The sequence below is a fragment of the Pseudomonas sp. PA-1-3F genome (assembly GCF_021609665.1).
In the GTDB taxonomy this organism is placed as follows: Bacteria; Pseudomonadota; Gammaproteobacteria; order Pseudomonadales; family Pseudomonadaceae; genus Aquipseudomonas; species Aquipseudomonas paracarnis.
The window spans coordinates 26,853-40,557 of sequence record NZ_WJZD01000035.1 but is presented as its reverse complement, the minus strand read 5'-3'; the positions used below and the strand labels follow the sequence as shown (position 1 = coordinate 40,557).

General features: G+C 61.5%; 11 protein-coding genes. 5 read left to right on the top strand and 6 right to left on the bottom strand.

Annotated elements, in window-relative coordinates; all coding sequences use genetic code 11:
- Nucleotides 1–11 precede the first annotated feature (11 nt).
- From GIV26_RS22155 to GIV26_RS22135, 5 genes are all read left to right on the top strand, one after another.
- On the top strand, nt 12–1,160 hold the full coding sequence (locus GIV26_RS22155; RefSeq protein ID WP_034125974.1) for an efflux RND transporter periplasmic adaptor subunit: 1,149 nt from the start codon (nt 12–14) through the stop codon (nt 1,158–1,160).
- Nucleotides 1,161–1,163: 3 nt separating this feature from the next.
- Nucleotides 1,164–4,325, top strand: coding sequence for an efflux RND transporter permease subunit (locus GIV26_RS22150; protein WP_057975640.1), 3,162 nt, complete (start codon nt 1,164–1,166; stop codon nt 4,323–4,325).
- Complete coding sequence (gene adeC, locus GIV26_RS22145) at nt 4,322–5,779, top strand: AdeC/AdeK/OprM family multidrug efflux complex outer membrane factor (protein ID WP_003189337.1); 1,458 nt, start codon at nt 4,322–4,324, stop codon at nt 5,777–5,779. Before GIV26_RS22150 ends, adeC begins: the two co-directional genes overlap by 4 nt.
- Before the next feature lie 181 nt (nt 5,780–5,960).
- The gene (locus GIV26_RS22140; protein ID WP_236282220.1) at nt 5,961–7,211 is read left to right on the top strand and encodes an OprD family porin; all 1,251 of its coding nucleotides are present in this window, start codon (nt 5,961–5,963) and stop codon (nt 7,209–7,211) included.
- 82 nt (nt 7,212–7,293) lie between these two features.
- Entirely contained in the window at nt 7,294–8,193 is a 900-nt protein-coding gene (locus tag GIV26_RS22135) for a polysaccharide deacetylase family protein (protein WP_236282218.1), read from the top strand.
- A 130-nt stretch (nt 8,194–8,323) separates the two neighbouring features.
- Here GIV26_RS22135 and pcaC read toward each other — a convergent pair whose 3' ends face one another.
- The 6 genes from pcaC to pcaH all read right to left on the bottom strand — a co-directional run bounded on the left by pcaC (nt 8,324) and on the right by pcaH (nt 13,696).
- On the bottom strand, nt 8,324–8,722 hold the full coding sequence (gene pcaC, locus GIV26_RS22130) for a 4-carboxymuconolactone decarboxylase (protein ID WP_003189316.1): 399 nt from the start codon (nt 8,720–8,722) through the stop codon (nt 8,324–8,326).
- A 10-nt stretch (nt 8,723–8,732) separates the two neighbouring features.
- Nucleotides 8,733–9,524 carry a 3-oxoadipate enol-lactonase gene (gene pcaD / locus GIV26_RS22125; RefSeq protein WP_197880249.1) on the bottom strand — a complete coding sequence of 264 codons (792 nt, stop codon included), beginning with the start codon at nt 9,522–9,524 and terminating at the stop codon, nt 8,733–8,735.
- 10 nt (nt 9,525–9,534) lie between these two features.
- Nucleotides 9,535–10,899 carry a 3-carboxy-cis,cis-muconate cycloisomerase gene (locus tag GIV26_RS22120; RefSeq protein ID WP_236282216.1) on the bottom strand — a complete coding sequence of 455 codons (1,365 nt, stop codon included), beginning with the start codon at nt 10,897–10,899 and terminating at the stop codon, nt 9,535–9,537.
- Between the two features lie 10 nt (nt 10,900–10,909).
- A complete protein-coding gene (locus tag GIV26_RS22115) occupies nt 10,910–12,205 on the bottom strand; it encodes an MFS family transporter (RefSeq protein ID WP_032893116.1) in 1,296 nt (431 codons plus the stop codon).
- A gap of 218 nt (nt 12,206–12,423) precedes the next feature.
- Nucleotides 12,424–12,990, bottom strand: a complete 567-nt coding sequence (gene pcaG, locus GIV26_RS22110; protein WP_034125967.1) for a protocatechuate 3,4-dioxygenase subunit alpha — start codon at nt 12,988–12,990, stop codon at nt 12,424–12,426.
- Between the two features lies 1 nt (nt 12,991).
- Nucleotides 12,992–13,696, bottom strand: a complete 705-nt coding sequence (gene pcaH / locus GIV26_RS22105; protein ID WP_019817832.1) for a protocatechuate 3,4-dioxygenase subunit beta — start codon at nt 13,694–13,696, stop codon at nt 12,992–12,994.
- Between the last annotated feature and the right edge of the window lie 9 nt (nt 13,697–13,705).

Here is a 13,705-nt window from a genome sequence, read left to right as displayed (position 1 = left end):
CGAGGATCTTCATGCAACTTAAGCCAGCTGTTACCGCTCTGGTCACTGCCGTCGCCCTGGCATCGCTGCTCAGCGGATGTAAAAAGGAAGAAGCGGCACCGCCCGCTCAAACCCCTCAGGTCGGCGTGGTCACCATTCAACCGCAAGCCTATACCCTGACCACCGAGCTGCCAGGCCGCACCACGGCCTTTCGCATTGCGGAAGTCCGGCCGCAGGTCAACGGCATCATTCTCAAGCGCCTGTTCAAGGAAGGCGCCGACGTGAAGGAAGGGCAACAGCTCTACCAGATCGACCCGTCGGTGTATGAAGCCACGCTCAAAAGCGCACAAGCGAGCCTGACCCAGACCAAATCCATCACCGATCGCTACAAGCAATTGGTCGATGAACAAGCCGTCAGCCGTCAGGAATACGACACCGCCGTTGCCAACCGCATGACTGCCGAGGCAAACGTTCAAACCGCCCAGATCAACGTGCGCTATACCAAGGTGTACGCGCCGATCTCCGGGCGTATTGGCCGTTCTTCGGTCACCGAAGGCGCACTGGTCAGCAATGGCCAGGCCGACGCCATGGCGGTGATCCAGCAACTGGACCCGATCTACGTCGACGTCACGCAATCTTCAGCTGAAATGCTCAAGCTGCGTCGCGACCTGGCCAGCGGCCAACTGGAAAAAGCCGGCGACAACGCTGCCAAGGTCAAGCTGACCCTGGAAGACGGCACGGCCTACGCCCAGGACGGCAAGCTGGAGTTCTCCGAAGTGTCGGTCGACCAGACCACCGGTTCCGTGACCCTGCGCGCCGTGTTCCCCAACCCTGACCACGTGCTGCTGCCGGGCATGTTCGTACACGCCCAGTTGCTGGCCGGTGTGAACAGCAAAGCCATCCTGGCTCCGCAACAAGGCGTGACCCGTGACCTGCGCGGCATTCCGACAGCGCTGATCGTGAACAAGGACAACAAGGTCGAGCAACGCGAACTGGTTGCCAACCGTACCGCCGGTGCCTACTGGCTGGTGGAAAAAGGCCTCAATGCCGGTGATCGCGTCATCACTGAAGGCTTGCAGTACGTCAAGCCAGGCGCCGAGGTGAAGGTCACGGAAGCCTCCAACGCTAAACCCGCCGGTACTGCCGCAGCGCCTGCTGCCGCTGCTGGTCAAGGGGAGTAATCCATGTCGAAATTTTTTATCGACCGTCCCATTTTCGCCTGGGTAATTGCCCTGGTGATCATGCTGGTCGGGGCACTCTCGATCCTGAAGTTGCCCATCAACCAATACCCGGCCATTGCGCCAACGGCCATTGATATCCAGGTGACCTACCCAGGCGCTTCCGCACAAACCGTGCAGGACACCGTGGTGCAGGTCATCGAGCAACAGCTCAACGGTATCGACAACCTGCGTTATGTCTCCTCGGACAGTAACTCCGACGGCAGCATGACCATCACCGTGACGTTCAACCAGGGTACCAACCCGGATATCGCTCAGGTTCAGGTACAGAACAAGCTGAACCTGGCCACCCCACTGCTGCCGCAAGAAGTGCAGCAACAGGGTATCCGCGTGACCAAGTCGGTGAAGAACTTCCTGATGGTGATCGGTCTGGTGTCGGAAGACGGCAGCATGACCAAGGACGACCTCTCCAACTACATCGTGTCCAACATCCAGGACCCGATCTCCCGTACCGCGGGGGTGGGTGACTTCCAGGTGTTCGGTTCGCAGTACGCCATGCGTATCTGGCTCGACCCGGCCAAACTGAACAATTATCAGCTCACGCCAGTGGACGTCAGCAATGCCATCAAGGCCCAGAACGTGCAGGTGGCCACCGGCCAACTGGGCGGCCTGCCAGCCCTGCCAGGCACCCAGCTGAACGCCACGATCATCGGCAAGACGCGCCTGCAAAGCACCGAGGAATTCGCCAAGATTCTGATGAAGGTGAACACCGACGGCTCCCAGGTTCGCCTGGGTGACGTCGCGCGCATCGAACTGGGCGGCCAGAACTACAGCATCAGTGCACAGTTCAACGGCAAGCCGGCCTCGGGTATGGCGATCAAGCTGGCGGCCGGTGCCAACGCACTGGACACTGGCAAGGCCATCCGCGAAACGGTCAAGTCCCTGGAGCCGTTCTTCCCGCCTGGCATGAAGGCGGTGGTGCCGTATGACACCACCCCGGTCGTGACCGAATCGATCTCCGGTGTGGTTCACACCCTGGTCGAAGCGATCGTGCTGGTGTTCCTGGTGATGTTCCTGTTCCTGCAGAACTTCCGTGCCACCATCATCACTACCATGACCGTACCGGTGGTATTGCTGGGTACCTTCGGGATCCTGGCGGCGTGCGGCTTCACCATCAACACCTTGACCATGTTCGGCATGATCCTGGCCATCGGCTTGCTGGTGGACGATGCCATCGTCGTGGTGGAAAACGTCGAACGGGTAATGGCCGAGGAGCACCTGTCGCCCAAGGAAGCAACGATCAAGTCCATGGGCCAGATCCAGGGTGCCCTGGTGGGTATTGCCCTGGTACTGTCGGCGGTACTGCTGCCGATGGCGTTCTTCGGTGGTTCCACCGGTGTGATCTACCGGCAGTTCTCCATCACCATCGTTTCGGCGATGGCGTTGTCGGTGCTGGTTGCCCTGATCTTCACCCCGGCTTTGTGCGCCACCATGCTCAAGCCGATTGATCCGGAAAAACACGGCCAGCCCAAGCGCGGCTTCTTCGGCTGGTTCAACCGCACCTTCGACCGTGGCGTACTCAAGTACGAGCGCGGCGTGGGCGGCATGATCAAGCACAAGATCCCGGCATTCCTGGTGTATGCGCTGATCCTGGCCGGCATGATCTGGATGTTCACCCGTATTCCAAGCGCGTTCCTGCCTGAGGAAGACCAGGGTGTGATCTTCGCCCAGGTGCAGACACCGGTCGGTGCTTCGGCTGAGCGCACGCAGAAAGTCGTCGACGACATGCGCGCCTTCCTGCTGAACGACAAGGAAGGCGAGCCAGGCGAAGGCAAGGCGGTGAAGTCGGTGTTTACCGTGAACGGCTTCAACTTCGCCGGTCGTGGCCAGAGCTCCGGGCTTGCGTTCGTGATGCTCAAGCCGTGGGATGAGCGTGATTCGAGCCAGTCGGTGTTCGAAGTGGCCAAGCGTGCCCAGGGTTACTTCTTCGGGGCCTTCAAGGACGCCATGGTTTTCGCCATCGTGCCGCCTTCGGTGCTGGAGTTGGGTAACGCCACGGGTTTCGACGTGTTCCTGCAAGACCAGGGTGGCGTCGGCCACGACAAGCTGATGGCTGCACGTAACCAGTTCCTGGGTGCGGCGGCACAAAGCAAGGTGCTGGCCGGCGTGCGTCCTAACGGCGTGAACGACGAGCCGCAGTACGAGCTGACCGTTGACGACGAGAAAGCCAGTGCCCAAGGCATCAGCCTGGCGGATATCCAGCAGACCCTGGCCATTGCCTTGGGTGGTAGCTATATCAACGACTTCATCGACCGTGGTCGCGTGAAGAAGGTGTATGTACAAGGCGACGCCGCCAGCCGGATGTCGCCCGAAGACCTGGACAAATGGTACGTGCGCAGCAACGACGGGAAAATGGTGCCGCTGTCGGCCATCTCGTCGGGCAAGTGGATCTACGGTTCGCCCAAGCTTTCGCGATACAACGGTGTAGCGGCGATGGAAATCCTCGGTACCCCGGCACCGGGCTACAGTACCGGTGATGCGATGGCCGAAGTCGAACGCATTGCCAAAGAACTGCCGGCCGGTATCGGTTATGCCTGGACAGGCCTGTCGTACGAAGAACGCCTTTCCGGTTCCCAGGCGCCAGCGCTGTACGCACTGTCGCTGCTGGTTGTGTTCCTGTGCCTGGCAGCACTGTACGAAAGCTGGTCGATTCCGATCGCGGTGATTCTGGTTGTACCTTTGGGTGTGATCGGTGCGTTGATCGCCACCAGCATGCGCGGCTTATCCAACGACGTGTTCTTCCAGGTGGGCCTGTTGGTGACGGTGGGCCTGGCGGCGAAAAACGCCATCCTCATCGTGGAATTCGCCAAGGAACTGCATGAGCAAGGCAAAGGCATCGTCGAGGCGGCTATCGAAGCATCCCGCATGCGTCTGCGCCCAATCATCATGACCTCGTTGGCGTTCATGCTCGGCGTATTGCCGCTGGCGATCTCCACGGGCGCCGGCTCAGGCAGCCAGCATGCGATCGGTACCGGCGTGATCGGCGGTATGATCACGGCCACTGTGCTGGCGATCTTCTGGGTACCGCTGTTCTACGCAACGGTATCCGCCGCTGGCGAACGCAAAAAGAAAGACACTACTGAAACTCCTAAAGAGGCTGGCCAATGAGCAAGTCGCTACTTTCCCTAGCCGTCACCGCATTCGTGCTCAGTGGCTGCTCGCTGATACCTGACTATCAGCGTCCCGAAGCGCCGGTGGCCGCGCAGTTCCCGCAGGGGCCGGCGTATTCGTCGGCCCAGGCGCCGAGCCAGGCCGCTGCCGAGCAAGGCTGGAAGCAGTTTTTCCATGACCCTGCCCTGCAGCAATTGATCCAGACCGCGTTGGTGAACAACCGTGACCTGCGTGTCGCGGCGCTGAACATCGACGCCTATGCAGCGCAATACCAGATCCAGCGTGCCGACCTGTTCCCGGCGGTATCGGCCACCGGTAACGGCAGCCGTTCGCGCACCCCGGCCAAGCTGTCGCAGACCGGCGAATCGACCATCGCCAGCCAGTACTCGGCGGGCCTTGGCATCAGTTCGTATGAGCTGGACCTGTTCGGCCGCGTGCGCAGCCTCAGTGAAGAAGCGCTGCAAAAGTACTTCGCCACTGAAGAAGCGCGTCGCAGCACCCAGATCAGCCTGGTGGCCAGCGTGGCCAATGCCTACCTGACCTGGCAGGCCGACAAGGAGCTGCTCAAGCTGACCCAGGACACCCTGGCGGCCTTCGAGCAGAGCTACAAGCTCACCTCGCGCAGCAATGAAGTCGGCGTGGCCTCGGCCCTCGACCTCAGCCAGGCACGCACCTCGGTGGAAAACGCTCGTGTGCAACTGGCGCGTTACACCCGCCAGGTGGCCCAGGACGAAAACAGCCTGACCCTGCTGCTGGGCACCGGCCTGCCGGCGAATATCGCCAGCAAGCCGCTGTCCGATGACCTGCTCAGCGAAGTGCCGGCCGGGTTGCCATCGGACCTGCTGCAACGTCGTCCCGACATTGTGCAAGCCGAGTACAACCTCAAGGCCGCCAACGCCAACATCGGCGCGGCCCGTGCGGCGTTCTTCCCGAGCATCAGCCTGACCGCCAGCGCCGGTACTGCCAGCCCTACCCTGGGTGGCCTGTTCAAAGGCGGTTCGGGTACCTGGGCGTTTGCCCCGCAGATCAACATCCCGATCTTCAACGCCGGTAGCCTGCGCGCAAGCCTGGACTACTCGAAGATCCAGAAAGAGATCAACGTGGCCAACTATGAGAAGGCCATCCAGACCGGCTTCCAGGAAGTCTCCGACGGCTTGGCCGCGCGTGCGACCTACAAGCAGCAACTGGATGCCCAACGCGGCTTCGTCGAGGCTAACCAGGATTACTACCGCCTGGCCGAGCGTCGCTACCGCATTGGTGTCGACAGCAACCTGACCTTCCTCGACGCCCAGCGCCAACTGTTCAGTGCCCAGCAATCGCTGATCACCGATCGCCTGGCGCAGCTCACCAGCGAGGTCAACCTGTACAAGGCCCTCGGCGGTGGCTGGAACGAGCAGACTGCGAAGAACGAGCCATTGAAAGAACAAGCACCGCCGTTGAAGTTGTTCTGATAGCGCGGGTGTGAAAAACCGCTTCCCTCACCGGAAGCGGTTTTTTTATGCCTGCATTGTTGCCCGTACAACTTGCGTTCGATCATCGCCCACAACCCGCCTTCCCCCACTTTCATCGCCCCCGCACCGCCGCGCACCATGGCCGCCACCTGCATAAACCCAATAACAACAGGTTCACACCATGAGCACTTTCCAACCGCGCCAGCTGTTGCTGGCGGCTGCTGTCGCCAGTTCTGCCCTGCCCGTTCTCGCCCAGGATTACGGCTTTCTCGAAGACGCCAGCGCCAACCTCAACCTGCGTAATTTCTTCTTCAACCGCAACTACACCAATCCTACGAAGGCTCAGGGTGGCGCGCAGGAGTGGACGCAAAGTTTCATTCTCGACGCCAAGTCCGGGTTCACCCAAGGCACAGTCGGTTTTGGTGTGGATGTGCTGGGCTTGTACTCGCTCAAGCTTGATGGCGGGCGTGGCACGGGCGGCACGCAGTTGCTGCCGCTGGACCATGACGGTCGGCCAGCCGATGAATTTGGTCGGCTGGGCGTGGCATTCAAGGCGCGCTTTTCCAAGACCGAGCTGAAGGTGGGCGAATGGATGCCGGTGCTGCCGATCCTGCGTTCCGACGATGGCCGCTCCCTGCCACAGACCCTGCGTGGCGGGCAGATCACCTCGAAGGAAATCGATGGCCTGACCCTCTATGGCGGCCAATTCCGCGCCAACAGCCCGCGGGACGACGGCAGCATGAGCGACATGTCGATGTTCGGCAAAACCGCCTTCACCTCCGACCGTTTCAATTTCCAGGGCGCCGAATACGCGTTCAACGACAAACACACCCAAGTCGGCGTGTGGAATGCCCAGCTCAAGGACATCTACAGCCAGCAGTTCGTCAATCTGATCCACAGCCAGCCTGTGGGCGACTGGACCCTGGGCGCCAACCTGGGCTTCTTCTACGGCAAGGACGACGGCAGCGCCCGCGCCGGCGACCTGGACAACAAAACCTGGTCCGGTTTGTTCTCGGCCAGGTACGGCGGCAACACCTTCTACGTCGGCCTGCAAAAACTCACCGGCGACAGTGCCTGGATGCGCGTCAACGGCACCAGCGGCGGCACCCTGGCCAACGACAGCTACAACTCCAGCTACGACAACGCGCAGGAGAAATCCTGGCAGGTTCGCCACGACTACAACTTCGCCGCCCTCGGCGTACCGGGCCTGACCCTGATGAACCGCTATATCAGCGGCAGCAACGTACACACCGGCACCATCACCGACGGCAAGGAGTGGGGCCGCGAGACCGAAGTAGGCTATACGGTGCAAAGCGGCACGCTGAAAAACCTCAACGTGCGCTGGCGCAATTCGAGCATGCGCAGGGACTACAGCAACAACGAGTTCGATGAGAACCGGTTGATCGTCAGCTATCCGATCAGTCTGCTGTAAACCGGCATAGCACTTACTGTATGGTGCGCGCCTGCCGCTGCTGATCCCCCCAGCAGCGGCCTTTACTCGGGCCCTGCACGGCATGAAATCCTTCGCTACAGCAATCGCACTGTTTGCCCTGGCCTTGAGCCTGGGGGGCTGCATCAGCGCCCCCATCGCCCTGACGCCACAGACCGAACAGCGCCTGCTGGCCCAGGCGCCGATCCGCTTTTTGCTGACCTTCGATGACGGCCCAAGCGCCTCGGGCTACAACAATCCGAGCCGTTCGGTAGTGGCGGACCTGGCCAACAACCCGGTGCTGCCGGGAATCAAGGCGGTGTTCTTCCTGCAGACCGAAGCCGCTCGCTCCGGCGGCAGTGCCCGGGGGCGCAAGACCATGGAACGTGAATTCGCCGCTGGCCATGTCCTGGCCTTTCACACCGCCACGGCGTTTCACACCAATCATCGCTGGCTGAACGACGCCACCCTGGAACACACCCTTACCGAAGGGGCCGCAGACATTGCCGCCATCACGGGGGCGCGCCCCGTGCTGGTACGCCCACCCTTCTGGAACTACGACAAGCGCACCTTCGCCGCCTACCAACGCCACGGCATGCACGTACTGCTGACGGACTTGAGTGCCAATGACGGCAAGATCTGGGGCTTCAACGCCAGCCCGCGTCGGCGGGCCAACCTGTATCGGCAATTGTCGGTGGTACGCGAACGCATCGCCTTGGGTGAGCTGCCAACGGTGGAGGGGGTGATCCCGGTGGTGGTCACCTTCCATGACATCAATCGCTACACCGCGCGGCATATGCAGGAGTACTTGCAAATCCTGATGGACAGCGCTCGGGTCAACGGTTTGAAGACCGCCGCCCAGCCGTTCTATACCGACCACGCTGAGCTAGAACGTGCAGCGCTGGCCCGTACGGTCAAGGATGTGAACGCGCCGGTGCATCTGCCGGGGGTGTGGAATTGGGTGTGGGATGCTGATTCACACTAATGCCCTGAACTTGTGACGCTCCCCTGTGGGAGCTGGCTTGCCTGCGATAGCAATCTCTCAGTCAGCCCAATATTGACTGGCCCACCGCAATCGCAGGCAAGCCAGCTCCCACATTTGATCGCCTTCACATTCAGTCTTGTTGGCGGGACTCCACGCCCAACTCATCCCACACTGACTCAGCCAAATGAAACGTCGCATTCGCCGCCGGGATCCCGCAATAGATCGCACTCTGCATCAACACCTCCTTGATCTCGGCGCGGGTCACGCCGTTGCTGGCGGCGGCACGCAGGTGCAGTTTCAGTTCTTCACTGCGGTTCATGCCGATCAGCATCGCGATGGTGATCAGGCTGCGGGTATGCCGAGGCAGGCCGGGGCGGGTCCAGATGTCACCCCAGGCATGGCGGGTGATCATTTCCTGGAACTCGCTGTTGAACTCGGTCAGGGCATTGAGGCTGCGGTCGACATGGGCATCGCCCAGTACTTCGCGGCGCACCTGCAGGCCTTCGGCATAACGTTGTTTCTCGTCCACAAATAGCTCCTCAGCGGGCCAGCAGAAATTCGATCACCCGGTCGCTGAACGCAGCACCGGCCTGAACGTTGGACAGGTGCGCCGCATAGAACTCGGCATACTCGGCACCCTGCACATGGCTCTGGATAAAGTGGCCGCCGGCTGGCGGCGTCACCGCGTCTTCGGTGCCGGCAATCACCAGGGTCGGCACCTTGATCGAGGACAATTGCTCACGAAAATCCGCATCGCGCACGGCGCCGCAGTTGGCGGCATACCCCTCGGGTGACGTGGCCGCGAGCATGTCGGTGATCTGCTTGGCCTGATGCGGGTTGGCAGCGGCGAAATCCGCGGTGAACCAGCGCGCAATCGACGCATCGCGCAGCGCCACCATCGCGGCTGCGCCATCACGCAGGACCATTTCGATACGCGGGTTCCACACCTCGGGCGTGCCGATCTTGGCCGCGGTATTACACACCACCAGGCGGTGCAGGCGCTCGCCGGCATGAATGCCCAGCCATTGGCCGATCAAGCCGCCCATGGACAGTCCGCAAAAATGCGCCCTCTGGATATCCAGCGCATCCAGCAGCGCGATCACGTCTCGGCCCAGTTGCTCGATGCTGTAAGGCCCCTCGGTCACCAGGGATTGGCCGTGGCCACGGGTGTCGAATCGCAGCACACGAAAATGCTCGGTAAAAGCCGGTATCTGGATGTCCCACATATGCAGGTCGGTACCCAGGGAATTGGACAGCACCAATACCGGTGCGTCGGCGGGCCCCTCGAGTTGGTAATGCAGTTCGCCCTCGGCGAGTTGTACAAAAGCCACAGCGGTCTCCTCAGCCAGTCAAAGCAAAATGTTCGGTCACCGCACGCGTGACCCAGGTAGACGCCTGGCCCAGGTAGTGGGCAGGGTCGAGCAGGCGATCCAGTTCAGCCGCCGACAGCTCGGCGGTGACGTGCGGCTCATCCGCCAGTACCGCGCGCAAATGGCGCTGCTCGGCGACCGCACGTTTGCAGCACTGTTCCAGCAGATGGTGCGCGGTGTCACGGCCCAAGCGTTGGGCGAGCACGATACTCACCGCTTCGGCAAGTACCAGGCCTTGGGTCAGGTCGAGGTTCTGTGCCATGCGTTCGGCATTCACCTCCAGCCCTTCACTGACCAGAATTGCCTGATGCAAGGCACCGGATACCAGGCGGCAAATTTCCGGCAAGGTTTCCCATTCGGCATGCCACAAGCCCAGGCTGCGTTCGTGCTCCTGGGGCATGGCGCTGAACATTGTCGCCACCAGGCCGGGTACGCGGGTGGCTGCGCTGATCAGCACCGCGGCGCCCACCGGGTTACGCTTGTGCGGCATGGTGGACGAACCGCCCTTGCCCGGCGCCGAAGGCTCGAACACCTCCGCCGCTTCGGTCTGCATCAACAGGCTGATATCGCGGCCCAACTTGCCGAGGCTACCGGCGATCAGACCGAGCAGGCTGGCAAACTCCACCAGGCGGTCACGCTGGGTGTGCCAGGGTTGCTCCGGCAAGCCCAGTTGCAACTCGGCGGCCAAGGCCTCGGCCACAGGCATGGCGTGTTCGCCGAGGGCCGCCAAAGTGCCCGACGCGCCGCCAAATTGCAGCACCAACAGGCGCGGTTTCAATTCGGCCAGGCGCTGGCGACTGCGCGTCACCGCGCCCAGCCAACCGGCGATTTTCATCCCCAGGGTGACCGGCGTCGCGTGCTGCAACCAGGTACGCCCGGCCAACGGCACGGTGGCGTAACGCTGGGCCTGGGCGGCCAACACCTCCCCCAGGCGAGCCAGGTCGGCCTCGATCAACTCCACCCCACGGCGCAGTTGCAGCACCAGGCCGGTGTCCATCACATCCTGACTGGTTGCGCCCAGGTGTACATAACGCTCGGCGTCGGCGTCCTCACTGGCGATCAACTTGCCCAACGCCTTCACCAGTGGAATCGCAGAGTTGCCCGCCGTGGCAATCGCGCTGCCAAGGGCATCCACGTCATACAGCGACGCCAGGCACGCCTGGGCAATCGGTGCGACGGCGGCCTGGGGGATCAACCCTACCTGGGCCTGCGCCCGAGCCAGCGCGGCTTCGAAATCCAGCATGCCCTGCAAGCGCCCCTGGTCACAGAACACCTCGGCCATGCTGTCAGCAGTGAAATAAGCGTCGAACAGTTGATTGCTCGTGCGCAACGTCATAACTCATCCCTTACAGATCGTGATGCAGGTACGCCGCCTGTTTCGGCAGGCGCAAGCTGAACAGGAAGGCCACCGCCATCATCGCGGTGACGTACCAATAAAAGGTGTTTTCCATGCCGATGGATTTGAGGCTCAGCGCAACCACTTCTGCCGAACCGCCAAACACCGCGTTAGCCACCGCATAGGCCAGGCCCACCCCCAAGGCACGCACCTGCGGCGGAAACATCTCCGCTTTGACCAGGCCGCTGATGGAGGTGTAGAAGCTGACAATCGCCAAGGCCAGGGTGATCAGCACAAATGCCAAAAACGGGCTGGTCACGGTTTTCAAGGTCAACAGGATCGGCACTGTGAACAGCGTGCCAAGGCCGGCAAACCAGAGCATCGAATTACGCCGGCCGATCTTGTCGGCCAACATGCCGAACAACGGCTGCATGCACATGTACAGGAACAGCGCGCCGGTCATGATGTAGCTCGACGTCTTGGCGTGCATGCCGACGGTGTTCACCAGGTACTTCTGCATGTAGGTGGTGAAGGTATAGAAAATCAGCGAGCCGCCGGCGGTGTAGCCCAGCACCGTAATGAAGGCTTTGCCGTGGTCGCGAAACAGCGCGACGATACTGCCGGCGTCCTTGTCTTCACGCATTTCCTTGCTGGTGGTTTCTTTCAGGGTGCGACGCAGCAGCAGGGAGATCACGGCGGCTATGGCGCCGATCACAAACGGGATGCGCCAGCCCCAGGCACGCAGTTCTTCTTCGGTGAGGATCTGTTGCAGGATCACCACCACCAGCACCGCCAGCAACTGGCCGCCGATCAGGGTCACGTACTGGAACGAAGCAAAGAAGCCACGCTGGCCCTTGAGCGCGACTTCACTCATGTAGGTGGCCGTGGTGCCGTATTCGCCGCCCACCGACAAGCCCTGGAACAGTCGTGCCACCAACAGCAGCGCCGGGGCCCAGGCACCGATGTCGTTATAAGTGGGCAGGAAGGCGATGACCAGGGAGCCGCCGCACATCATCAGCACCGAGATCATCATCGAGTTCTTGCGCCCGTGCTTGTCGGCCACCCGGCCAAACAACCAACCACCGATCGGTCGCATCAGGAACCCGGCGGCAAACACACCGGCGGTGTTGAGCAACTGCACCGTGGGGTCGTCCGAGGGGAAAAACGCCGGGGCAAAATAAATCGCGCAGAAGGCATAGACGTAGAAGTCGAACCATTCGACCAGGTTGCCGGAGGACGCACCGACAATCGCAAAGATCCGTTTGCTGCGTTCTTCTCCGGTGTAGTGGCTGGTTTTTGTTGTCATGTTTTTTTACTCAGTGGGAACGGTTATAGCCTAGACATACTTTGCAACAACCCTGTTCCGCAAGCAGACTTTTGGATAGGTGGAGCCTGGATGATCGTTCCCACGCTCTGCGTGGGAATGCCGCATGGGACGCTCCGCGTCCTGCCGTTCACGGGTGACGCGCAGCGTCACGGGATGCATTACCACGCAGAGCGTGGGAACGATCGTCAACAGCCAACTCAATAGTCGAAGAACACCGTTTCCTTATCTGTGCCCTGCAAAATCACATTCCACTGATATACCCCTGCCGCATCCGCCTGGGCAATCAAGGTGCCACGACGTCCTGCCGGCACACACGCCAGCAACGGGTCATCGCCGTTCAAGGCCTCACCGTCAAAATAAATCCGCGTCAGCAAGTGCTTCACCAACCCACGGGCAAACACCAGCACCACCAAATGCGGCGCTTGGGTGGTGCCCTTGAGCCCCGGCACACTGCCCGGCTTGATGGTGGTAAAACGAAAACGCCCTTCGGCATCCACCGGCACGCGGCCGAAGCCTTCGAAGTTCGGGTCGAGCGCTTTGTCCTGCTCGTCTTCGGGGTGAGCATATTTGCCGACGGCGTTGGCCTGCCAGACTTCCAGCATGGCGTCGTTGACGACATCACCGTTGCCGTCCACCACTTGCCCGCTGATTGCCACGCGCTCACCGAGGGTGGCGGTGACGGTCAGGTCTTCACGGTTCAGCCAGGTCAGGCCAATGTGGTAATACGGCCCGACGGTGTGGGACGTGGTCGCGTTGAGTGTCATCTCATTTCTCCATCGGCGTGGCGTCGCGGCCGCGCAGGACGATGTCCCAGCGGTAGCCGAGGGCATAGGAAGGAATGGTTTTTTCCAGGTCGAAGCTAGCGATCAAGCGTTGCTTGGCGCTGGTATCCGGCACGCAGTTGTAGATCGGGTCGTACTCCAGCAACGGGTCACCCGGGAAATACATTTGCGTCACCAGGCGCGTCAGCACGCTGGGGCCGAACAGCGAAAAGTGGATATGCGCCGGGCGCCAGGCGTTGTGGTGGTTGCCCCACGGGTAGGCGCCGGGCTTGATGGTCTGGAACTGGTACCAGCCATCGGCGTCGGTGACGGTGCGCCCGGTGCCGGTGAAGTTCGGGTCCAGGGGTGCATCGTGCAGGTCGCGCTTGTGGTTGTAGCGGCCGGCGGCATTGGCCTGCCAGATCTCCACGAGGATGCCCGGCACTGGCAGGCCGTTTTCGTCCAGCACACGGCCATGAATGATGATGCGCTCGCCTTGCGGCTCGCCCTCATGCTGGGCTGTCAGGTCGTTGTCCTTCTCATTGATACGTTCGGCGCCGATGGTCGGGCCGGTGATTTCCGACAAGGAATGGGGCAGGAACACCAAAGGCTGGGACGGCGAACGCAGGTTCGTCGACTGGTAGGCCGGGTGCAGGTAATCAGGTTGAGTGCCCGCTTGCGGGCGCCGGTAACCGGGCTTGTCACTCATGGAGCAATC

Excerpts from the sequence above, each read along its gene's own strand:
- adeC (WP_003189337.1), top strand. The coding sequence starts at position 4,322 with ATGAGCAAGTCGCTACTTTCCCTAGCCGTCACCGCATTCGTGCTCAGT.
- GIV26_RS22140 (WP_236282220.1), top strand. The coding sequence starts at position 5,961 with ATGAGCACTTTCCAACCGCGCCAGCTGTTGCTGGCGGCTGCTGTCGCC.
- GIV26_RS22150 (WP_057975640.1), top strand. The coding sequence starts at position 1,164 with ATGTCGAAATTTTTTATCGACCGTCCCATTTTCGCCTGGGTAATTGCC.
- pcaH (WP_019817832.1), bottom strand. The coding sequence starts at position 13,696 with ATGAGTGACAAGCCCGGTTACCGGCGCCCGCAAGCGGGCACTCAACCT.
- GIV26_RS22135 (WP_236282218.1), top strand. The coding sequence starts at position 7,294 with ATGAAATCCTTCGCTACAGCAATCGCACTGTTTGCCCTGGCCTTGAGC.
- GIV26_RS22115 (WP_032893116.1), bottom strand. The coding sequence starts at position 12,205 with ATGACAACAAAAACCAGCCACTACACCGGAGAAGAACGCAGCAAACGG.
- GIV26_RS22120 (WP_236282216.1), bottom strand. The coding sequence starts at position 10,899 with ATGACGTTGCGCACGAGCAATCAACTGTTCGACGCTTATTTCACTGCT.
- pcaG (WP_034125967.1), bottom strand. The coding sequence starts at position 12,990 with ATGACACTCAACGCGACCACGTCCCACACCGTCGGGCCGTATTACCAC.
- GIV26_RS22155 (WP_034125974.1), top strand. The coding sequence starts at position 12 with ATGCAACTTAAGCCAGCTGTTACCGCTCTGGTCACTGCCGTCGCCCTG.